We start from the raw sequence: 22006 nt of genomic DNA, 5'->3' as shown, positions 1-22006 counted from the left end.
ATCTGCGGGAGAACGCGGCTGTCAGGGGACGAGAATCGCCCGGCCTCGCACTCTCCCGGCGTCGAGATCGTCGAGTGCTTGCTGAAAGTCCTCGAGGGGGTACTCGGTGGTGTGCAAGGTGACCTTGCCCTGGGCCGCCAGGGTCATGAGCTCCTGCAGGTCGTTGTAGGTGCCGACGAGATTCCCGATGAAGTTGATCTCCGCGGAGATCACGTCGATCGTCGGGACGTCGATGTTCTCGCCGTAACCGACGACGTAGTAGTTGCCGGCGCGACGCAACACCGAGATCCCTTCGCGAGTGGCGCCACCCTCTCCGACGAAGTCGACGACGGCTTCGGCGCCCTGCCCGCCGGTCAGCTCCAGGACCTGCTGGACGTGGGTACCGTCGGCGACGATGCCGTGATCCGCACCGATCTCCACCGCGAGGTCGACGGCGGCGGGATTGCGATCGAGGACGACCACGGTCACTCCGGAGATCGCCTTGAGGACTTGGATGCCGATGTGGCCGAGCCCTCCCGCCCCGATCACCACGCACACATCTCCGGGTCTGGTCGCCGTCGCGACCTTCGCTACGGCGTGGTACGCCGTCAGGCCGGCGTCGGCGAGAGCGGCGACATCGGCCGGCTCGAGCGAGTCGTCGATCCGTACGACGCTGCGCGCCGTGGTCCGCAGGTATTCGGCATAGCCGCCGTTGAAGTCGATCCCGGGAAACTTGCTGTTCTCGCAGTGGACGTCGTCACCGGACCGGCAGGCACGGCACAGTCCACACGTGATGAGCGGGTGCAGGATCACCTTGTCGCCGACGGCGACGTTGGTGACGGCGTCGCCCACGGCGTGTACCCAGCCCGCGTTCTCGTGGCCGATCGTGTACGGCAGTTCGACGCCGCTCTTCTTCTCCCACTGCCCCTCGAGAATGTGCAGATCGGTCCGGCACACGCCTGCACCACCGATTCGCACGATGACGTCGAGCGGGCCCTCGACCACAGGTTCCGGGATGTCGGTGAGCTGCAGCTTGGTGTGGTATCCGACGACCTGTACGGCCTTCATCGCAGGCTCCTGGTGGTTCTGAGATCGGTGATCCGGGGTGTGGTGCCGACGGAGTCGCCGTCGGCGTAACGGGTGGCGAGCAGACCGCGACAGAAGTGCGCATTGCCTTCCATCGAGATGCGAACGGATTTCGCGAACCTCAGGCGCAGAGGTACCGAATCGGGAGCGATGCGCTGCCCGTTGTCGTCGACGAACACCCGACTGGCAGGGCACACACTCAACCCGAGACGGACGCGGCGGCGCAGCAGTGCGGTCTTGGCCCTTCCTGCTGCAAGGTCACCGAGGGTGAGCTTGTGGATCTCGTTCACGCCCAGGGTCGTCCGCTTCAGGTGGGCTTCGACGCACCGTTCCATTGCGGCCGAATGAGCCTTGGACAGAAAGGTTCTGCGCAATTCGTGCAGACTCTCCTCCGCCTCGGAACCGAACGTTCCGATGTATCCCGCGTCGGCGGCCAGGCCGGCGTTGATCTTGCCGCTGTCGTGGTGGTCGTCCAGCAGAACTCGAACCTCACCGATGTCCTCGACGAGCCGCAGGGCGTCGAGCGCGTCCGACGCCATCAGGTAGGCGAAGTTCGGTGAGCAGAAGGCGGTGGGGAGCCTCAGATGGACGGTGACCCCGTCGTCGTCGAGCGTGATCGAACGGACGAAGCCCAGTTCGGTGATGGGTTCGTCCAGCTCCGGGTCGACGACCGTAGCGAGGGCCTCGACAACGTCGGTCTCCGCGCAGGCAACGGCGGCCGTCATGACGACACGGCCTCTCGGGCACCGGCAGCGACCTCGACACCTTCCTGTCCGGCAGGCTCGTCCAGTCGCAGGTGCGCGGGAACGTCCAGATCGTAGAGGGCTGCCGCGTTGAGTCCGAGGATCTTCCTCTTCTGGTCGACGGTGATCGGGGCGTACTCACCGAGCATGTCCTCGGGAATCTGGAAGTCGACGAACTTCTCGATCAGCCACTTGGGGGTCCAGATCGCGTAGTCGCTTCCGAAGAGGATCTTGTCCTCGCCGATCCAGTAGAGGAGTTCACCGATGATCTGGGCGAAGTACCGGGGCCTGCTGTGGATGAACGGCAAGGCGACCGCGAGCCCGCCGTAGACATTCGATTCCTGAGTGGCGATCCAGCAGAAGTCCTCGAGCCGCGGCAGACCGACGTGCTCCACGACGAACCGCAGATCCAGGTAGTCGGTGGCGACCTTGTCGATGTCGGACACATCGAAGGCGTCGCGATCGAGCGGACGGATCGTCGGCCCCTTGTGGACGTGAATGTTCCTGATACCCAGCTCGATACATTCCTCCAGGTACCGCCTCGACCACGGATCGTCGAGCTTGTATCCGCGGGAGTCACCATGCCACTCCGCGGTGTAGAGCTTGACGCCCTGCAGGTTCATCCGGGCCGCGTCCCTGCGCAGTTGCTCGAGGCCGGCCTCCTCGTGTCGGGGGTCGTACGCATGGTTGTAGGTGAGCTTCCCCGGGTTCTTGCGCACCAGCGCGAGCGCCTCTTCGGTCTGTCCGAACCCGTTGTGGTAGAAGTCGTTCAGCAGGGTTGCCTGGAAGATCGCATGGTCGACGTATCCGTCCACGAAGATGTCGCGCTCGAACCTGTCGGCACCGTAGTAGGTGTAGGTGTCGTAGTCCCACAGGACTTCTTCGGGGCTGAGGTTCTTGTGGTAGTCGTAGAAGCAGTCGATGAACTGCTTGCCATGCACGTTCTTCTGGTTCGACTGGCGCGCGTCCCAGAGGTGTACGTGACCGTCGACGATGAAATACTTTTCACCATTCTTCTCATACATTCTGCAAGCTCCAATCGCTGGAATCTGTTGATGGACGCGATCATCGAGAGATAGTGACCTTCAAAGCGTCGTGGGCATCCGCATGAGCGAAGACTTCGTATGCTTCGACCATCTGGTCGAGGCCGAACGAGTGGGTACCGAACGCGCCGGCGTCGATCCGGCCGTGCTCCACCAGGTCCAGGAGAGTCGCGATTGTCGTGCCGTTGACCAAGCCGGTGGTGATCGTGATGTTGTTGATCCAGAGTTCCTCGAGTCGCAGGCTCACGGGCTTTCCGTGCACACCCACGTTGGCGATGTGCCCCCCGGGTCGGACCAGCGTGGTGCACAGCTCGAAGGTCTCCGGGATGCCGACCGCCTCGATCGCTACGTGTGCGCCTTGACCACCGGTGAGTTCCAGGATGCGTTCGCGCACATCATCTCGGCCGCTGTTGAGCGTCTCGTCTGCACCGAAGTCGAGCGAGCGTTTGAGTCTCGCGTCGGAGAGGTCCACGGCAACCACCGTCGCGGCGCCGTACAGTTCGGCGGTGCAGACCGCGGACAATCCGACGGGTCCGGCGCCGACCACGACGACGGTGTCGCCGGGCCGGACGTGAGCGTTCTGCACTCCGATCTCGAATCCTGTGGGGAGAATGTCGGCCAGGAAGATCGCCTGCTCATTGCTCACGGCGTCGGGCAGCACGTGCACGCTGGTCTCGGCGTAGGGCACGCGGACGTACTCGGCCTGCGTTCCATCGATCAGATGCCCGAAGATCCAGCCGATCCCGCCGACCGACGCGCAGTGCGAGGGCATCGCGGCCTTGCAGGGTGCGCACTTGCCGCACGAGGTGATGGCCGGCACGAGCACTCGGTCGCCGACCGCGAGCGAGGTGACTGCCGATCCGACCTCGGTGATCGTGCCGACCGCCTCGTGGCCGAGGACCCGACCGGGTGTGACGGCCGGGACGTCACCCTCCAGGATGTGCAGGTCTGTTCCACAGATCGTGGTCGTATCCACGCGGACCACCACATCGGTGGGTTCGATCAACTGCGCATCGGGAACGTCGGTCCACGACTTCGATTGCGGGCCTTGGAATACAAGCGCTTTCACGACGACCTCCTTCGGTGGGAGAGATGACCGAGCAATGTCACTGACGTTCCGCGAGATCGAAGCCGATGTGCTCGGCGGCATCCTCGGGGCTGGCGAACAGCAATGTCTTGTCATCGAGGTGGACCATGCGCCCGTAGTGGGTGGAGCTGATCTCCTCGAAGACGGAGCCGTCGAATTCTTCGCCCAACGCCTCGGTGAGTTCGGCGTAGTCGAAATCGAGAAGACGGTGGCCGTCGACGCGAATCATCGACGGGTACTCGGTCAGCTCCACCCCCTCTTTCGCGCCCATTACTTCCGCGACGACGCGACCGATGGGGGTGTTCATCAGGGTGACGCCACACATGTTGGAGAACTCGGTGGACGATCCGAATTGCATGCTCACTTGTCCAACTCCTTCGGGATGTCGAGCCCGAGATCTTCGAGCAAAGACCGGAATTTCACGGTGGCAGCGTCGAGACTCGACGCAAAGGTCACCGCCTTGTCGGCCGGCTGCGACCAGATCGGCTGCAGCGCGCGGGCCGCCTCGAGACACCGGGGCACCCACGTGGCCAGCCACGTGCCGAACAGGTCCTTGTTCGACTCCCCGTACTCGGGATCCCTGGTCAACAACCGGTAGAGGTTACGGGTGTAGGTGAGATCGCGGTCGTAGTCGTGTTCGCCGGTGCCCACGATGGTCGGCGTGATGTAGTCGCCGTTGCCGGCGGCGATCTGCATGACGAGTTCGCTGCGGAACAACGAGCCCACCAACTGCTCGAAGACGATGTTGGAGCCGAAGAGCAGTTCACACCAGTCGGGCGCCGCGGTCAGTCGCTCGACGACCTCTCGGGTGGGCTGCCACTCGGGGGCGGACTGCCACACCTCCTTGTGCACCGCGCCGTCGAAGTTCTCCGTAGCCTCGGACAGATCCAGGTTGAACAGCGCCAGGTCCTGCGCGAATCGCATCTTGTGGGCGGCGTTCACCGCGACGGCGGTGTTGATCATGTTGGTCGGGCACGACCGTTGGATCGACGTGAACACATGCAGCGCAAGACCGTTCTCGGCGTGCATCCACGCCCCCAGGTTGCGGGCGATGAACGTCAGCCACGGCGTGTTCCAGGCGTCGTAGACACGAGCTCGTTTGGCGTTGGACAGACAGAGCTCGACCTGGTGTACGACTTTGGAGTTGTTTCGATAGATCGTCTGGTCCCACTCCTCGTTCGGGTCGAGGAACGCGTGCCAGTCCGACGACTTCGCAGCCGTCCACTCCTTCGGGTATCCGCCGGGTCCGTCGCCGAAGCCGTATATCCACCCCTGCGACAGGTGACGTTCGGGGTCGGGCTGCACGTCGACGGTCACGTCCTCGTACATCGTCGATCGCAACTTGGCCGGCGTGTAGTAGCTGAACCTGCGGCTTCTGGAGCTGGGAAACTCGAGCGCGCCGGCCTCGGAGTCGGTGAACTCGATCTTGGGAAAGCTGCGCTGCTTGGACCCGGTAGTTGTCGTCATCTCATTTCTCAGTTCTGGTCGGTGAAGCGAGGAAGGTGATACCCAACGGCTGCTACTCGAAGGCCGGGCTGGTGAACTTGTCGTAGAAGACCTGATCCCTCGGCGTGCTGTCGGCCTCGAGCAGTTCGAGCGCGGCATCCACCATCGGTGGCGGTCCGCACAGATAGACCTCGGACTTACGGATCTCCGGTTCGCGGCGGCTCACGACGTCGGTGACGTTGCCCTCCTCGCAGGTGATCGGACCGAACGGCGGCGGGTCCATCGACTCCGAGAAGCAGGCGACGAAGGTGAAGTCCGTCAGGCCCTTCCCGAGCTCGAGGATTTCGTCGACGTAGAACAGGTCCTGCGCGGTGCGGGCGCCGTAGTAGAAGTGCACCTGCCGCGTGTTGCCCGTTTCGCTCATGTGCCGGAGCAGCGAGAGGATCGGCGCCATCCCCGCTCCGCCCCCGATGAAGACCACCGGGAGGACGTGCCCCTGTTTGAGCGTGAACGACCCGTAGGGGCCGGTGAGGGAGATCTCGTCGCCCACCGAGATCCCGTCCTCGAGTAGGCTGGAGAATCTTCCACCCGGATACTTCTTGATGAGGAACTCGACCTGCCCGGGCGTCGATTGTGTCGTCGCCATGGAGAAGGACCGGTGCTCCTCGGTGCCTGGAATCTGCAGGTCCGAATACTGGCCCGGTTTGAACTCGTACGCCCCGACCACCTGGAGCCGCAGCGAGACGATGTCCTTCGTCATCGATTCGATCGCGGCGACCCGGGTGCGCACATCCTGGATGGCGATACCGCCGAGGAGTTCGTCCTCGTCGAAATTCAGTAGCTCGATGGTGCAGTCGCTGAAAACGTGTGAGCGGCAGAGCAGTACGTAGCCCTCGTCGGCCTCCGCGTCGTTGCACGCGAAGGTCGAGTAGTCCTCCATCTGGATCTCGCCGTCGAGGACGTAGGACTTGCATGCCGAGCACCGCCCCTCGCGACAGCCGTGCATCAGGTGAATACCCTGCCGGAACGCGGCATCGAGCACGGTCTCCTCTTCGTCGACTTCCATCTCGATGTCGACGGGCTCGAAATTGATTCGGTGCGTGTCGGCCACGGGTGGTCTCCTGGGCTCGGGAATGAGGTTGAGGCCGCATGTGGCGCCGCGTGGACGCGGCGCCACCGACGGGCCCGGTGTCAGGCCGGCACTCCGCCGGCGCGGTACGCGGCGACGTGGGCATCGCGTTCGCTGTCGGACATTTCGTTCAAGAGCACATTCGGGCTCTGGAACGTATTGCCGCGTACGTCGTCGAGAGTCCACAGCTTCTTCGGGTCGTCCAAGTCGAGGTGCGGCTGGCCGACGAGCGTCCTGCCGTCGTCACGCACGTACCCGAGGTCGTGCACAATGTCGGCGAGATCCTTGCCGTGGTGCAAGGTTTCCCATTCGCGGAATCCCGTGAGCCGCCCCATGTTCGGGGTCGGCCTGCCCTGGTACTCGCTGCGGAACGCGACCGCGTCGGTCCAGTAGCACGTCTCCGAGCAATACGTCCGCCACTGGTCGTCGACCTTCTCCACGACCATGTCCTCGCGGATGAGGGCGGGCACCATGCAGGTCCAGCAGCGGTGCGGGTACTGGTACCCGACCTCCTCGAAAGCGATCGGCTTGTTCCGGCCCGGGTAGGCGAGACGGTTGTATTCCTCCCACCACTTGCCGTACTTCGAGTACCAGCCCGGGTACTTGTGCTCGAACCACTCGAAGTCCTTGTCCGTCATCGCGTCGATCCGCCAGTAGTTGACGGGCCAACCCGTGGCGAAGAACCGGGCCACCTCGTGGACGTAGCCCTTCTCGACGATGCGGTTCCACGCCTCTTCGACCAGATCGTGCGGGATGGTCAGGCCGTACTTCTCGAGCGGGATGAGGTAACTGCGGTAGTAGTCGTCGTAGATCCACCGTCGCCACATCTCGGCATAGCTCTCGCGGTCCTTGCGGCGGTCCTTGGTGCCGTATTCGATGAAGGTGCCGATCGCTGCATCGACCACGCAGTGGTTGTTCCACCACGCGTACCGCAGGTCCCGCTCGAGGAGGGGACGGTTCCGTTCGTCGGCGAGCGCCATCAACAGAATCGAGTAGCCGTTCGAGATGTGCCGCGATTCGTCGGACTGCACCGAGTGGAAGACGGTGGGCAGCAAGTAGTCTCCGTTGGCCGCGGCCTCGTCGGGCATGGCCACGAACAGTGTGTTGGTGAACGCGGTCTCGGCCACCACCGTCAGGTAGATGTTCGCCGCGGTGATCGCGTCACCGGTGATGAACCCTTCACCGAACTGTCTGCCGATGGTGCCGGCGTAGTTGTTCGCGAACGCCTTCTCCGTCATGTCGAAGCCGGCAGGGTCGATGTAGTTGTTCATATACAGCTTCTTGAGGTTCATCTGGATAGTCGAGTGACGAACCTCGTCGATCATCTGAACGGCAAGTCCGTTGTGGATCTCCGGGTTGGGCACGGCGTCGATGGCCATCGGCATGGCCCGCGCCGCCGAGATTTCCGGGAAGGGAATGATCGACAGGAACAACTTCTGCCATTCCAGCCACCGCTGCTGCACCTGCCGGAACATGTTGCCGCGGATCGCGCCGTCCATGGCGCCGTAGACCCGATTGTCCTTTTCCTCCTCCATTGGGAAGTAGGACCGCATGATCTGCTTGAGAGGGTCCTTCTTCGGGGCCTTCTCGAACGTGTAGTCGGTGCCGAACCGGGTGGCCGGGGTCGCGAAAGTCGGCTCCCACGAGAGCTCGGTGATCTTTGCGTGGGCCTTAGTCAGGCTCTGCCTGCTCACTGTGCGCCTCCTGAACGGGGTGCCGGCCGGATGCCGGCTAGGGGGGACGTTGTGCGTCCGATTCAACGCTGTGATACACGGCATATCTGTCTCAGTGTGAGACGAAACTCACATTCACTAGGGCGCCTGCTGCATACACTTGCCCCGCGCGATGACCTCTGGCCCGCCCGAACAGCCGACACGGGAGATCAACGATGGGTTCGCAGACGCCGAACAGCCCACATCCGCATGGGACATCTACCGGCGATACCCCCCAGGCTCATTTACCGACTGCGGCCGCCGGCTCTCCCGGTCGCCGGCTCGACCATTGGCTCCGCATGTCCTGGTCGCGGTCACGGGTCGTGCTGGGTGACGTCGACCGTCCCGCCGCGGAATACGTCGAGCGACCGCCGGTCGACACCGTTCTCACCCGCGCCGCCCGACCGGTGCTGGCCGCCCTGGCCGCCGAGATCGAGAACGAGCCGGTCTCGCTGATCCTGACCGATGCCACGGGCGTCGTCCTCTGGCGCCGCAGCGGAGACCGCGGATTGCTGACGACACTCGACCGAGTGGACCTCGCTCCCGGATTCCGCTACGCGGAAACACAAGTCGGGACAAATGGGATAGGAACGGCACTGGAGGTCGGGGTGCCCGTTCTGGTCGACGGGAGCCAACACTTCAGCGGGCAGTTGCGTTCGTTCAGCTGTGCCGGGGCGCCGGTGACGCATCCCATCACCGGCGCGATCCTGGGGGTCGTGGACCTGACCACCAGGGCACAGCATTCGAACTCGCTGCTGCTGTCCTTCGCCAAACTGGCCGCCGCCCGCATCAGCGAACGCATCCTCGAGGATGCCCACGAACTGGACCGGGCGGTGTTGAACGACTATCGCGCTGCATGCCAGCATTCGGGACGACCGGTCATAGCCATCGGCGAGGAAGTGCTGATGATCAATGCGTTGACACAGCAACAATTCGACGCGGGTGACCAGATGGCCATCATCGAACACGCCCGGGACGCACGCGGGGTGGCCAAGCCGTTCTCGACCCTCACCGACCTACCGAGTGGCACCACCGCGCGGCTGAGCTACGAGCCGACCTTCGCCGGCGACAAACTGGCCGGGGGCATCGTCCGGATCAAGGCGCAGGTTTCCGCCACGACCCGTTCCCCGCTGGGCGCCGGGCGTGCACCTGCGCTGCGTACGATCGCCGGAAGCAGCGCTGTGTGGCGGCACACCGCCCAGGGTGTGATCGATGCATGCAAGCGGCGGGAATGGCTCGTCCTCGACGGAGAGCCGGGGGTCGGGAAGGCCGCGTTGATCCGGGCGGTGCACCAAAATGTCTGGGCAGGGCACAGACTCGCGCTGCTCGACGCCGCCGAGCTCGACAGCAACGAACTACTCGACCGAGCAGCATCGGAGTTCGACAGCGGATCGGATCTGGCAATACTTCACGCCGACGTCTTGCATGAGCCCGAACTCGTCGAGCTCACGCACGTGCTGCAGGCGGCGCCCCCAGGGCCGCTCGCCCGTGATCCGTGGGTGAGCCTGACCCGACATCCGCAGGCGGTCGACACTTCCTCTCTGCTCCGGCTGTTTCCGAAGTCGATCAGCGTGCCGCCCTTGCGGTATCACCTCGAGGACATCCCTGATCTCGTGCGGGTACTCCTCGACGCGGCCGGGGCCACCGACCTCGTTCTGGCGCCCGCCGCCTTGAACCAGCTCATGCGCCTGGCATGGCGCGGAAATGTGACTCAGTTGCGCGACGTCCTCGAGGAGGTCCATAGGCACCGCCGCTCGGGTGTCATCGAACCGGAGGCGTTACCCGCCGAGTGCCGGGCGACGACCCGCCACAACCTGACCAGGATGCAGGCCCTCGAGCGCGATGCGATCGTCGATGCAATCGCCCTGCACGCCGGTGACAAGACTGCCGCAGCGGCGGCGCTGGGAATGTCTCGCGCAACGATCTACCGCAAGATCCGCGAGTTCGGGATCGTGTAGCTCTGGCGAGATGGACAGAGTCCGATCGGTATTCGGTCCGATGCCCGACCGGTTGTCTCGTTGATCCCGTCAGTACCGTCGACGGTCGACCTCGGCTGGATATGGCCCCGTTCCGACGACTACGGTCTCCATCGACGGCGATGGGTTGCCGGCGTCGGGACGCTCGGACAGCCACCGCTCGAAGGCCCCGCCTACCGGCAGCGCCTGTCGAAGTGGACGTGCAAACGAACGAAGGCTGGTCGCAGAGCAATGACAGATCTCGGCGTGCAGGACCGCCGCACCGCAATCGACGTGACTGCCCGCGCGCTGACCGAGGTCGGTGCGCCGTGGGTCGTCAACATCGTGGCGTCGATGATCATGGGTGTCGCGGTGGGCGCTCCCGGCTGGGGGGCATTCGTCGCGGTGTGCGCCGGCGTCGTCCCGATGGGCGTCATCCTGGCCGGGATGCGGCGGGCGCGGATCGGCGATCACCACGTCACCCGGATCGACGAGCGACATCTGCTGATGGTCGTGCTTCTCGTTGTCGTGTTGGGCGGGTTGGTCGTCCAGATCGTGGCGCACGCGCCGATCGAGATGATCGCGTTCATGTCGGCGGGCCTGGTGGCGCTGCTGGTCGCGGCCGTGATCACCAGCCTCTTCCACTGGAAGGTCAGTGTCCACACCGGTGTGTCGGCAGGCGTGACAGTCGTTCTGGCGCTCGCCGTGTCGCCGTGGTGGCTGCTGACGCTGGTCCTCACACCGTTGATCGGCTGGTCCCGGGTTCACCTCGGAGACCACACGCGCGGGCAGGTCGTCGTCGGCGCGCTCGCCGGAGCGCTCGCCGCCGGCCTGACCTACGCGTCCATCGCCTAGGACGGCTCGTCGGCGCGACCCTCGATCAGGCCGGCAGGTTCTCCGTGGCCCAGGCCGTGATCTCCCGCAGCGCCGGGAGAAGCGCCTGGCCGGACGGCGTCAGACTGTAACTGACAGCGATCGGCGGACCGTCGTCGACCACCCGCTGGACCAGTCCGGCCTTGCCCAGAACGCCGAGCCGCTCGGAGAGCACCGAGTCGCTGATGCCCGCGACCGCGCGGCGCAACTCGGAGAATCCGGCCGGGCCGGACAGGAGGGTCGCGAGAATGACGCCGTTCCAACGCTTCCCGAGAAACTCGAAGGCGCGTGCGAGGGCCGCGTCGCACGCCCTCGGTTCGTGTTCCTCGATCGCCATGCCCCGATCCTAGCAACCAGTGCTACTTTCGACATAGCCACTAGTAATTTAGAAGTCGCAAGGAAGAAGGAAGCATCATGACCGAACTTGCCGAGGGCGTGACCCACACGCTCGRCACCCTCGACGAGGCCGGCCGCGCCGCGCTGTTCACCGAGGCGCGCACCGCGAACACGTTCGCCTCCACCCCCGTCAGCGACGCCGAGCTCGCCGAAATCTGGGAGCTCGCGAAGTGGGCGCCGACGGCAGCCAACACCCAGCCGCTGCGGGTGCTCTTCGTCCGCACCGACGAGGGTCGCGCGCGGCTCGCCCAGCACATGGCCGACGGCAACAAGGCGAAGGTGCAGGCAGCGCCCGCGGTGGCCGTACTCGCGGTGGACACCCGCTTCCACCAGCACATTCCGACAGTGTTCCCGATCCGCCCCGAAATGGCCGACTTCTACGAGGCCAACGAGGAGGTGCGCTCCGGCACCGGGTCGTTCAACTCGGCACTGCAGGCGGGCTACTTCATCCTCGCGGTCCGCGCGCTGGGCCTGGCGGCCGGGCCGATGGCCGGCTTCGACGCCGCCGGGATCGACGGCGAGTTCTTCGCGGACGGGCCGTGGAAGTCGATCCTTGTCGTCAACATCGGCCACCCCGGCGAGAACCCGTGGTTCGACCGTCTCCCCCGGCTCGACCCGGCGGAGACCCTGCACTGGGCCTGAGACGTCGTCAGCTCCCCGTCGCCGCGATCTCGGTGAGCAGGGTGGACGCTCGGTCGATGGCATCGTCGGCCGAGCGTCCCTCGCCCTGCACCGCACCCACCACGAGGCGGCCGGGCGCACCGACGGTCGCGGCGAAGAGAAAGACCCCACCCGCCTCGTCCGTGGTGCCGGTCTTGAGGCCCACCACGCCCTGCCGGCCGAGCAGCCAGTTCGTGTTCCGCACGACCCCGACGCCGGAGATCACCGCGTCGGGCCGTGCCACGATCTCGGCGATCACGGGGTGTCGCATCGCGGCCGCGGCGAGCAGCGTCAGATCGTGCGCGGTGCTGGTCGTCGAAGGCGAGAACCCGCTCGCGTCGGATCCGACCGTGGTGGCGGTCATGCCGAGTGAGCGGACCAGACCGGTCGCCGCCGTCCGGTAGTCGGCGAGCGAACCGAACGCCCACGTGGCGAGGGTGTCCGCCAGGTTGTTGGCCGACGGCAGCAGCATGCCCTCGAGGATCTCCCGTTGGGTCAGCTCTTGTCCCTGCCCGACCACCACCACGGAACCCTCGCGGGCGGCGTAGCTGCGGTACAGCTCGGCGTCGGCCTCCGTCATCGTCAGGACGGGGCCGTCCTCACCCGGCGCCAGCGGTTCCTTCCCCAACACCGTCAACGCGGTGATGATCTTCGCGGTGCTCGCGGTCGGTTGTGGGCGCTGCTTCGGATTCGCGACCCGGACCTGACCGTTCTCGTCGTCGGCGAGCACGTACGCGGTGGACGCCCCGTGTCGGTACAGGCTGACCGGGCCACCGGATCCCGGGGCCGCCATCAGATCCACGAACCAGAGTGCGGCGACGACGAGCAGGATCACGATGGCGATCGGGAGGACGAGCCCCCTTCGAAGGTTGTGCATGCCGTCCACCGTCGCGGCGGTGTATTCGGATCCTGCCGGGGTTGTGTCACCGTTCTGCTACAACGTGTGGCGCTCATTGTGGCGTCCGGTCCCGCCCGGAGGATGGGGTCCATGAGTTCGGTGCTGCTGATCGAGGACGACGACAACCTGCGTGACGCATTCGGTCTCGCGCTCGGTCGTTACGGGCACACGGTGACGCCGGCCGCCTCCGGATCGACCGGGATCGCCGCGCTGGGGAGCGGAACGTTCGACATCGTGGTGCTCGACGTCATGCTCCCGGACGTCGACGGATTCGAGGTGTGTCGGCGGATCCGGTCCGACAGTTCCGTCCCGATCGTGATGCTGACCGCCCGCGGCGAGGACGTCGACGTGGTCTCGGGACTCGAAACCGGGGCCGACGACTACGTGGTCAAGCCGGTTCAGCCGCGGATCCTCGACGCCCGCATCAAGGCGGTACTGCGACGCACGGCCGGAGCCACGGTTCCCGAATCCGCCCGCGAGGTGCACGGCGACCTCGTCATCGACCGCGACGCGTTGACGGTCACCGAGGGTGCCCGTCGGCCCGCTCTCACCCGCACCGAGTGGCAGCTGCTGCTGGCACTCTCGGAGCGCCCCGGTCAGGTGTTCTCCCGGGAACAACTGCTCGAAAGGGTGTGGGGCTTCGACCATCTGGGTGGGTCCCGCCTCGTCGACGCCTGTGTGCAGCGGTTGCGCGCGAAGCTCGAGAAGGATCCGTCGGCACCGCGGTACGTGCAGACGGTACGCGGCTTCGGCTACCGATTCGGGCCGGTCGCATGAGCTGGCGCAGACCCGGGCTGCAGGCCCAACTTGTGGTGGTCCTCTCGGCACTCGCGTTCGTCGCCGCGGTCGCGGCCTCGGCGGCGGTGTACCTCCAGGCGCGCAACAACATCTTCTCGGCGGCCCAGGACCAGATCCTGAACGGGTTCGCCGACACCATCGACGCCGCCTCCGACTGGATCGGACCGGAGCCGACCCGCCGCGAACTGGCGGAGCTCACCATTGTCGGCGACGGCAGCGTGGCGCGCTCCGGGAACGTCCAGGTCGGCAGCTGGCCGTTCGACGTCCCCGACCCGCCGCAGGCGCTGCTGAATCGCGTCGAGCAGTCCCCGATGCCGGTCTTCCAGCGCGAGTCCGGGCACGCCGTGCCACTCTTCTACGTCGCCGGGCAGATCCGGAACGACTGGAACAGTGAGGAGTTGACTCAACCGGTGCTGGTCACCGCCGTATACAACCTCGCGCAGGCCCAGTCCCAGATCGACAGCCTCGAGCGCCGGGCCGCAGCCGTCGCCGCCGTCGTCGCGGTCCTCGGCGCCCTGATCGGTCTGTGGATGGCACGCAGACTGGTGCTTCCGTTGCGCCAACTCAACGCGGCGGCCGCATCACTCGTCCCGGGCACACCCCGCCGCGAGCTGACCGCCGCGGCCGGACACGAACTGGCCGAGCTGGTTTCGACGTTCAACCGGACTGCGGCAGAACTCGATCGCACCGTCGCCGACCTCGCGGCCAAGGAGGCCGACGCGCGACGCTTCGTCGCCGACGTGTTCCACGAACTCCGCACGCCACTCGCCGCGCTCGTCGCGGTCACCGAGATCCTCGAGGACGACGCGGCGTCGATGGAGCCCGACACCGCGCGGGCGGCCCGAATCGTGAGCCGCGGCACGGAACGACTCTCACGACTCACCGAGGACGTCATCGAGATCTCGCGCTTCGACACCGGCCGCGCCGACCTGGACCTGCACGTCCACGATCTGACGGAACTGACCCGGGAATCGCTCGGCACCCGCGGATTCGAGGACCGGGTGCGGCTGATCGACGGCACCCCCGTCCGGTGCACCGTGGACAGGCGGCGGCTGGACATCGTGATCGGGAACCTCGTGGCGAATGCGCTCGCCCACGGACGACCACCGGTCGTGATGACCGTGACCGGGGACGACGAGACGGCCGTCCTCTCCGTCACCGATCACGGCCCGCCCATCCCGGACGACCAGCGCCGACGGTTGTTCGAGCGCTTCTACAAGGCCGACGCGTCCCGTGGCGACACCGAGGGCAGCGGCATCGGGCTGGCCCTGGTCGAGGAGAACGTCACCCTGCACGGCGGAACCATCACCGTCACATCGGGTTCCGGTGGCAACACCTTCACCGTCAGGCTGCCCCGACTGCCCCGGCTTCCCGGTCACGCGAACGAGACGTGAGCGGCACACCCCGCCCACACAGGAGACTCACATCCTCACCTCAGGGGTCGCTCGAGGTCGGGGCATCTACTGGAACGTGCAGCACCGACCGGTGCGGTTCGAGATCACGACATGGCCCCGGCCACGGAAGGATGGCGGACTCGGCGGTGGCGGGGGGCTGGGCGGCTTCGGCAGCTAGAAACACGGTCCGCTCGCAGGTTCCGGGTCGGCAGGTCACCGGCCCGGAACGGGCACCTGCCCGTCGCTCACAGGCCAGTCGGCGATGCTCCGCAGCAGATCGTTGAGGTGGGTACAGGTGTCGACACCGCGGAACTCACGCCGGACCCGCGCCTCCACCTCTGCCACCGCCATGCCCACGAGGCGACCGGCGCTCGCGACCGCGCCCGGGCAGTCGAACCACGGCAGCACGCGCGGCGTCGCGACGGCCTCCCGGATGACGCCGGTCTCGGCGTCCGCGACCACCGCGAGCTGGTACTCGTGGATCACGGTCTCGACCCCGTCGGCGCGGCCGTAGGTGTCGCGGAACATCGCGTCGATGTGCACCGCGCCGTCGGCGACCCAACGGTCGATGCGCCGACGTCGACGCATCGAGTGCGGGGCGAGCGGGCCCGGCAGTCGACCGAAGGCGTCGTCGATCCGCGGCGCGACCGGACCGTCCGCGACGGGGCTACGCCCACGCACCCCGATCGTCGCGATGAGGGCTCCGCGTTCGGCGTATCCGGCGCACTGGTCACCGACGGGAACGTATCCGGTACTCGCAGTTCCGCTTTGCGGATCCAACTCGTTCGCCGCGGACACCGCGTGCCCGGAGATGAGGGTGCCCAACGGCACGTCGTCGAGCAGCAACACCAGCGGCGTATCCCGGCGGACGGCACCGCCCGCGACGACCGCGCCCAGACGTCCACGGAACCCGGAGATTGCGGATTCGCCGACGAGGCCCGCGAGTTCCGGGACGGCGGGCGTGGTCTCCAGGCCGGTCAGAACGCGGCCGCGGTGGTAATCCACAGCTGCTCGGAGAGCAGCGGTTTCACGAACCGACGGAAACCGGTCCGCGTCGATCTCGAAATCCCACGCCCGCCCCGACAGTTCGAGTGCGCCGCCGATCCCGGTGGGCCGGTCCAGGTCCAGACACGTCACGCGCCGACGCGATGTCGCACGCGCCACTGGGGCCTCCGCCCGCGGTCCGCGTACGGAACCGTGCAACGCGGGGTCCGGTACGCGCTCGCTCATGCAGACGACGGTGCCTCGGGACCCGGAAACCGTCAAGACGGGGTCTCATCCGTCGGGACGAGGGTCACGAACAGACCGGTCTTTTCGGTTTGCAATGATCGGACTCGGACAGGTTGATGGAGCGGATGTCCGTGTTTGCCCGCCATCATGACTGTCGGCGTGCACAATCGAGACCGAAACGGGGGGTGGATCTTGATGAGACAGCGTCGAGACAATCATTGTCCCGACCCCCCTCCGCGCCGCAGTTCGACGTGGGCGCCACCCCGGAAGCGACTGCTCGCCCGCTTGGATCGCAACTCTCCGATCACCGTCATTCGCRCGCCACAGGGGTTCGGCAAGCTCGATCTGGTCAGGTCCTGGCTGGAGACTGCTCGTTCGGACTTCCGTGCGGTGCTGTGGATTCCGGCCCCCACCGGGACTCCGGATTCCGAAGCGTTCTGGACCACGGTGATGGATCGGATCCGCACTGCGGGCGTCATTGCCGGGGAAACGAATCCGGGTGGCGATGCCACCTCGGCGGCCGAGTCGGTCCGCGAGTTCCTTGCGCGGAGCGGGGCGCCGGTACTTCTCGTGCTGGTGCGGGTCGATCTGGTTCGTGACGACCGGATCGAGGAGGAGATCCTCCACCTGCTCGACCGCTGCCACAACGTCAACATCGTCGCGACCACGTGCGGACGGTCGCTGTTCGGCGATCCGATCCGTGTGGAACCGACGCACGAATTGATTCTCACGCGCGATCTTCTCTACACCCGCGAGGACGCCCGAGAGCTGTTCGCACACTCCGAAATCGAGCTCGAGCCGGGCGAACTGGAGTACATCCTGGAGCGCGTCGGCTCGTTGCCGGCGCTCATGCGTGTCGCGGTCGTGGTCGCCAAGACGCTGCCCGACCTCGCGGGTCGGCGGGCGCTGCTCGCGCATCGGCTCGACAACGCGATCGACCGATACGTGCATTCCACTGTCCTCGCATGCCTTTCGGTTGACGCCGATCGCAATTTCGTCATCGCGGTGGCATCTGCCCGCGTCATCACTCCGGACGTCGCGACACTGCTCACCGGGGTGGACGACGCGGCCCGGCGTCTCGAGTCTCTCGAATCCGCCGGAATCGTCAACCATTGCGAGACGGTGTTCGAGGACGCCTGGGAGTTCGCCCCCGCGATCCGGGACCGGCTGATCGCCGCCCAGGAGTCGGTCGGCATCCAGCCCGCGCAGAACCTGACGAAACTCGCCCGTCATTCGCTGGAACGAGGGGACGTCGCCGGCGGCCTGGCGTACGCGGCCGAAGCCCGTGACTGGGATCTCGCGATCGATCTGATCGACACGCACTGGGTCGGTCTCGTCGGAAGTCATCTCACCGTACTGCGGGCAGTCCTCCGTGAAGTGCCGGAGGAGCGGCTCGCGTCGCGTCCCGCGATCAAGGCCGGACGCGACCTGTTCACGGCCCTCGACACGCAGTCCACGATTCCGGAGAGCGTCCTGCCCGACGATCCGAGGGACGTCGAGACATCCGGAGCCGCTCCGGCTGCCGAGCACGCGCTCGCCGTCGGTTGCGTACAGGCCCTCATGCTGCGGCTGGCGGGCGAGCACGAGCGCGCTGCGGAGTTGACGCGCCGGCTGTCGCACCTTGTCCGCGGGGCACTGGACGCCCGGCCCGACGAGATCGGACCCCAGCTTCCGGGCATGCGGCTGCAGTGGGGGATCACCTACCAACTCGCGGGGGCGTTTCCCGAGTCCACGGTCGAGCTCCGCCTCGCCCATCGCGGCGCCCTGGCACAACGGATCCGTGTCGGGGCCCGCCACGCCGCCGGCAACTCCGCGATGAACTGGGCTGTCGTCGGCGAACCGGGACGCGCCACGGAATGGCTCGAACTCGAGGACGCCCATCCGGACCCGGACGGCTGGCTCGAACCGCGGGCCAAGGTCGGCGGTCTCGTCGCCCGCACCCTGGTGGCGGTGGACCGGCTGGACTTCACGGCGGCGGCCGCCTGGCTCGACGAGCTGGGTGAGGCGTCCGGGCGAGAAGAGCTGTGGCCGTTCGTGACCTATGCGCACGGACGCTTCGCGTTGGCCGCCGGTCAAGCGCATGCCGGAATGGCCGTCCTGCAGCGGGCGATCGCATCGCATGCCGCGGTGCTGCGCCCGGGATCGACGATCGATCTGGTGCTGACGGCCCTCGAGGTCGATCTGCGCCTGGCGCTCGGCGAAGGCAACCGGGCGCTGTCCGTCCTCTCCACGCAGACTCCCGACGAGCCGATCCTCGCGGCGACCGCGGCCCGCGCCCGCCTGCTCACCGGTGCGCCGGCGGCAGCACTGGCGCTGTGCCGCAAGTTCGATTGGTTCAGCTACCCGTTCACCCGCACCCAACTGGAGGCGCTGCTCGTCGAGGCCGCCGCCCATCGGGCCCTGGGTGAGAACGCCGCCGCGACACGGGCCTGGCAACGCGCGGCCGCCATCGCCGACCGCGCCGGGCTGGTGAGCACGCTCTCGACGGTGCCGCGAGAGTTGTTGGCAGCGCTCGACTCCGCCGCGGCGAACCCGTCGTCGACCGCGCGCGTCCTGCTCGCGTCCGATGCGCCCGAGATGTACCCGGCGGCCGTGCATCACGTCGACCTCACCGCGCGCGAGCGGGCCGTGCTCGCCGAACTGGCGGTGGGTCTGTCGACGGTCGAGATGGCCCGCAAGCTGTTCGTCTCGACCAATACGATCAAGAGCCAGTTGCGGTCGCTCTACCGGAAGATCGGCGCCCACTCCCGCGACGAAGCGTTGGAGATCGCGTACCGCACCGGTTTGATCGACTGAAGGCCGTTCGAGAGGAACCCCGACATGCACGACCCCCTAGGCGCGACGTCGCCGGCAGGCCCCACGGCCCGCTCCACCGGACACTTCGCCGACCTCGACTTCGCGGGGTTCTGGAACGACGGCGACTACTCCTGCGAGAACTATCTCGAACCCACACCGAGCGACGAGCTGATCGCGGAGGTCGAAGCAGAGCTCGGCTACCGGCTGCCCGACTCCTATGTGGAGCTGGCGCGGATGCGCAACGGCGGCATGGTCGAGCGCTCGTGCCATCCGACGGACGAGCCGACGGGTTGGGCCGAGGATCACATCCAGATCACCGGCATCTACGCGATCGGCCGGACGGCGACCTATTCGCTGTGCGGCGAGCTGGGTTCGGCGTTCATGCGCGACGAATGGAACTACCCCGACATCGGCATCGGCATCGCCGACACCCCGAGCGCCGGTCACGAGCAGATCATGCTCGACTACCGCGCATGCGGCCCCACCGGCGAACCGTGCGTGGTCCACGTCGACCAGGAGGCCGACTACGCGATCACTCCCGTCGCACCCGACTTCGCATCTTTCGTCCGAAACCTGGTGAGCGAGGACGAGTTCGACGACAGCGCGGAAACCCTCGCCGCCGACCTCGAGACGGTGCGGCTCGGCACGCTGTCGCCGATCGTGCGACGCGCTCTCGACGCCGCCGACCTGCCGGACGGTGAGGCCGTCGTCCGCGCACTCGCGGAACGGATCGTGGAGGCGAAGGGCTTCTACTCGCTGCACGCCGACCCCGACTCGCACCTGATGTACGACGCGATGTTCTGGCTGTACTCGCACCTGACGACCGCCACATCGTTCGAGGACTTCGTCCACAGAGCCGAGGGACAGACCGACTACGCCAGGCCCTGCTACACCCTCATGGTCACCACGCGCTTCGTCGACGATCCGTACGGGTTCTGCACCGGCGGCTACGCCGAGGGATTCCTGCGCGACTGGTGGGATGCGCGGATTCAGGCCGGGCACATCGTCCCGTCGGGCGCGGGCTACCGGCTCGATCCGGAGTACGCGACGCAACTGGTCCGGGTTCTGCGCGCCGTCGCCGGCACCTTGTAACCGTGTAACCGCGTATCGGTAGATCCGCACCGCAGCGCCTACCCGCCCTGCTTCAATCAGGTATGGGCCCACACACCGGGCAGTCGATCGGATCCAGGGCGACACTCGTCCTGGCGACGCTGTCGGCCGGTCAGTTCCTCATGACCCTCGACAGCTCGGTCATGAACGTGTCGATGGCGATGGTCGCGTCCGACCTCGGAACGACGATCACCGGCATCCAGACGGCGATCACGCTGTACACGCTCGTGATGGCGACGCTGATGATCACCGGCGGCAAGATCGGGAGCATCGTGGGCCGCCGCCGGGCGTTCGCGATCGGGCTCGTCGTCTACGGGGCCGGGTCGCTCACCACCGCCCTCGCGCCCAATCTCACGGTCCTACTGATCGGCTGGTCGCTACTCGAGGGCATCGGTGCGGCACTCATCATGCCCGCCATCGTCGCGCTGGTCGCATCCAACTTTCCTCCCGAGAGACGTTCGAGCGCATACGGATTGGTCGCCGCGTCCGGCGCGATCGCGGTCGCGGCGGGTCCGCTGATCGGCGGTGCCGTGACCACCTTTGCGTCGTGGCGGTACGTCTTCGCCGGCGAGGTGGTGCTGGTCCTGGTGATCCTGCCGGTGCTCCGCCGGATCGAAGACACGCCGCCGTCCCGGGTGCGCCTCGACATCATCGGCTCGCTGCTGTCGGTGCTCGGTCTGGGACTCGTCGTGTTCGGTGTGCTGCGGTCCGGCGAATGGGGCTGGCTGCGCAACCGACCCGGCGGGCCCGAGATGTTCGGTCTGTCCCCCGTGTTCTGGCTCGTCGTGTCCGGACTGCTCGTGGTCTACGCATTCATGCGGTGGGAGGCGCGCCTGACCCGGCTGGGGCGGGAACCGCTTCTCGACACCCGCCTGCTCGGCAACCGGCAACTGTCCGGCGGCCTGACGATGTTCTTCGCGCAGTTCCTGGTCCAGGCCGGTGTCTTCTTCGCAGTGCCGCTGTTCCTGTCCGTCGTCCTCGAACTCAGTGCGCTGCAGACCGGGATCCGCCTGCTCCCGCTGTCGATCGCGCTCCTCCTGGCCGCCGTCGGTATCCCCCGGGTGCGGCCGCACGCGTCGCCGCGACGCGTCGTCCGCCTGGGGTTGGGGTCCATGATCATCGGCATCCTCATCCTCGCGGCCGGCATGAGTCCCGGAGCCAACGCCGGCATCGTCGCCGTCCCGATGCTCCTGATGGGGCTGGGCCTGGGGGCGCTCGCGTCACAACTGGGCGCGGTCACCGTGTCGGCGGTGCCCGATGCACGCAGCGCCGAGGTGGGTGGTCTGCAGAACACCGCCACCAACCTCGGCGCGTCTCTCGGCACCGCACTCATCGGATCGGTCCTGATCTCGACCCTCACCGCGTCGATCATCGCCGGAATCCAGAACGATCCGCGGGTCCCCGAAACCGTGCAGCAGCAGGCCGAGACCGATCTCGCGAGCGGCGTACCCTTCCTCAGCGACACCCAACTCGACGCCGATCTGCGCGACGCCGGTGTGGATCCGAACACCGCGAGCGCGGTCGTCGACGCGAACTCCGATGCCCGGCTCGAGGCCCTGCAGAGCGCGCTCTCGGTGGCCGCGCTGCTGGCCGTCGCCGCGCTGTTCGGCACCGGGCGGATACCTCGCAGGCCGGTCGGATCCGACGAGGAGAACGCGGACGAGTGAGGCC

At 66.8% G+C, this 22006-nt stretch carries 19 protein-coding genes; 8 read left to right on the top strand and 11 right to left on the bottom strand.

The window, feature by feature from the left end; translation table 11 throughout:
• Nucleotides 1-21 precede the first annotated feature (21 nt).
• From AB4Z09_RS08140 to AB4Z09_RS08105, 8 genes are all read right to left on the bottom strand, one after another.
• Nucleotides 22-1047: an NAD(P)-dependent alcohol dehydrogenase gene (locus tag AB4Z09_RS08140; RefSeq protein ID WP_174913828.1), complete on the bottom strand. Its 1026-nt coding sequence runs from the start codon at nt 1045-1047 to the stop codon at nt 22-24.
• Nucleotides 1044-1790 carry an iron-sulfur cluster assembly protein gene (locus tag AB4Z09_RS08135; protein WP_174913831.1) on the bottom strand — a complete coding sequence of 249 codons (747 nt, stop codon included), beginning with the start codon at nt 1788-1790 and terminating at the stop codon, nt 1044-1046. The genes AB4Z09_RS08140 and AB4Z09_RS08135 overlap by 4 nt, the downstream gene beginning before the upstream one ends.
• On the bottom strand, nt 1787-2833 hold the full coding sequence (locus AB4Z09_RS08130) for an amidohydrolase family protein (protein ID WP_174913834.1): 1047 nt from the start codon (nt 2831-2833) through the stop codon (nt 1787-1789). The genes AB4Z09_RS08135 and AB4Z09_RS08130 overlap by 4 nt, the downstream gene beginning before the upstream one ends.
• Nucleotides 2834-2873: 40 nt before the next feature.
• Complete coding sequence (locus AB4Z09_RS08125; RefSeq protein ID WP_442239512.1) at nt 2874-3920, bottom strand: zinc-binding dehydrogenase; 1047 nt, start codon at nt 3918-3920, stop codon at nt 2874-2876.
• A 37-nt stretch (nt 3921-3957) separates the two neighbouring features.
• Nucleotides 3958-4302 (bottom strand): propane 2-monooxygenase effector subunit MimD, encoded by a 345-nt coding sequence (mimD, locus tag AB4Z09_RS08120; RefSeq protein ID WP_442239511.1) that lies wholly within the window; start codon nt 4300-4302, stop codon nt 3958-3960.
• Nucleotides 4299-5405 (bottom strand): aromatic/alkene monooxygenase hydroxylase subunit beta, encoded by a 1107-nt coding sequence (locus AB4Z09_RS08115; RefSeq protein WP_442239510.1) that lies wholly within the window; start codon nt 5403-5405, stop codon nt 4299-4301. Before AB4Z09_RS08115 ends, mimD begins: the two co-directional genes overlap by 4 nt.
• A gap of 52 nt (nt 5406-5457) precedes the next feature.
• Nucleotides 5458-6495: a 2Fe-2S iron-sulfur cluster-binding protein gene (locus AB4Z09_RS08110; RefSeq protein WP_429517146.1), complete on the bottom strand. Its 1038-nt coding sequence runs from the start codon at nt 6493-6495 to the stop codon at nt 5458-5460.
• 80 nt (nt 6496-6575) lie between these two features.
• Complete coding sequence (locus AB4Z09_RS08105) at nt 6576-8207, bottom strand: methane monooxygenase (protein WP_174913849.1); 1632 nt, start codon at nt 8205-8207, stop codon at nt 6576-6578.
• Nucleotides 8208-8524: 317 nt separating this feature from the next.
• Here AB4Z09_RS08105 and AB4Z09_RS08100 point away from each other — a divergent pair, with 317 nt between their 5' ends.
• Nucleotides 8525-10183, top strand: coding sequence for a sigma-54-dependent Fis family transcriptional regulator (locus AB4Z09_RS08100; RefSeq protein WP_442239509.1), 1659 nt, complete (start codon nt 8525-8527; stop codon nt 10181-10183).
• 249 nt (nt 10184-10432) lie between these two features.
• Complete coding sequence (locus AB4Z09_RS08095; protein ID WP_174913855.1) at nt 10433-11035, top strand: hypothetical protein; 603 nt, start codon at nt 10433-10435, stop codon at nt 11033-11035.
• A 25-nt stretch (nt 11036-11060) separates the two neighbouring features.
• On the opposite strand, the gene AB4Z09_RS08090 is transcribed toward AB4Z09_RS08095, so the two are convergent.
• Nucleotides 11061-11390: a winged helix-turn-helix transcriptional regulator gene (locus tag AB4Z09_RS08090; RefSeq protein WP_429517151.1), complete on the bottom strand. Its 330-nt coding sequence runs from the start codon at nt 11388-11390 to the stop codon at nt 11061-11063.
• Between the two features lie 77 nt (nt 11391-11467).
• Between AB4Z09_RS08090 and AB4Z09_RS08085 the strand changes: the two genes are divergently transcribed.
• The gene (locus tag AB4Z09_RS08085) at nt 11468-12091 is read left to right on the top strand and encodes a malonic semialdehyde reductase (protein ID WP_442239508.1); all 624 of its coding nucleotides are present in this window, start codon (nt 11468-11470) and stop codon (nt 12089-12091) included.
• Between the two features lie 7 nt (nt 12092-12098).
• On the opposite strand, the gene AB4Z09_RS08080 is transcribed toward AB4Z09_RS08085, so the two are convergent.
• Nucleotides 12099-12986, bottom strand: coding sequence for a D-alanyl-D-alanine carboxypeptidase family protein (locus AB4Z09_RS08080; RefSeq protein ID WP_114723970.1), 888 nt, complete (start codon nt 12984-12986; stop codon nt 12099-12101).
• A 111-nt stretch (nt 12987-13097) separates the two neighbouring features.
• On the opposite strand from AB4Z09_RS08080, the gene AB4Z09_RS08075 reads away from it, so the two are divergent.
• Both AB4Z09_RS08075 and AB4Z09_RS08070 read left to right on the top strand, forming a co-directional pair.
• A complete protein-coding gene (locus AB4Z09_RS08075; RefSeq protein WP_181818928.1) occupies nt 13098-13784 on the top strand; it encodes a response regulator transcription factor in 687 nt (228 codons plus the stop codon).
• Nucleotides 13781-15199: a sensor histidine kinase gene (locus AB4Z09_RS08070; protein WP_442239507.1), complete on the top strand. Its 1419-nt coding sequence runs from the start codon at nt 13781-13783 to the stop codon at nt 15197-15199. The genes AB4Z09_RS08075 and AB4Z09_RS08070 overlap by 4 nt, the downstream gene beginning before the upstream one ends.
• Nucleotides 15200-15412: 213 nt before the next feature.
• Here the strand turns inward: AB4Z09_RS08070 and AB4Z09_RS08065 are convergent, their stop codons facing one another.
• Nucleotides 15413-16429, bottom strand: a complete 1017-nt coding sequence (locus tag AB4Z09_RS08065) for a DUF2889 domain-containing protein (protein WP_442239506.1) — start codon at nt 16427-16429, stop codon at nt 15413-15415.
• Nucleotides 16430-16714: 285 nt separating this feature from the next.
• Here AB4Z09_RS08065 and AB4Z09_RS08060 point away from each other — a divergent pair, with 285 nt between their 5' ends.
• The 3 genes from AB4Z09_RS08060 to AB4Z09_RS08050 all read left to right on the top strand — a co-directional run bounded on the left by AB4Z09_RS08060 (nt 16715) and on the right by AB4Z09_RS08050 (nt 22002).
• On the top strand, nt 16715-19225 hold the full coding sequence (locus tag AB4Z09_RS08060; RefSeq protein WP_442239505.1) for a LuxR C-terminal-related transcriptional regulator: 2511 nt from the start codon (nt 16715-16717) through the stop codon (nt 19223-19225).
• Between the two features lie 24 nt (nt 19226-19249).
• The gene (locus AB4Z09_RS08055; RefSeq protein ID WP_429517163.1) at nt 19250-20317 is read left to right on the top strand and encodes an SMI1/KNR4 family protein; all 1068 of its coding nucleotides are present in this window, start codon (nt 19250-19252) and stop codon (nt 20315-20317) included.
• Between the two features lie 62 nt (nt 20318-20379).
• The gene (locus AB4Z09_RS08050) at nt 20380-22002 is read left to right on the top strand and encodes an MFS transporter (protein WP_442239504.1); all 1623 of its coding nucleotides are present in this window, start codon (nt 20380-20382) and stop codon (nt 22000-22002) included.
• The last annotated feature ends 4 nt before the right edge of the window (nt 22003-22006 follow it).

The sequence above is a fragment of the Rhodococcus sp. TAF43 genome, assembly GCF_052113525.1.
Taxonomy (GTDB): Bacteria; Actinomycetota; Actinomycetes; order Mycobacteriales; family Mycobacteriaceae; genus Prescottella.
Note: the sequence above shows the minus strand (reverse complement) of the source record. Positions and strands in the feature narration are given on the sequence as shown.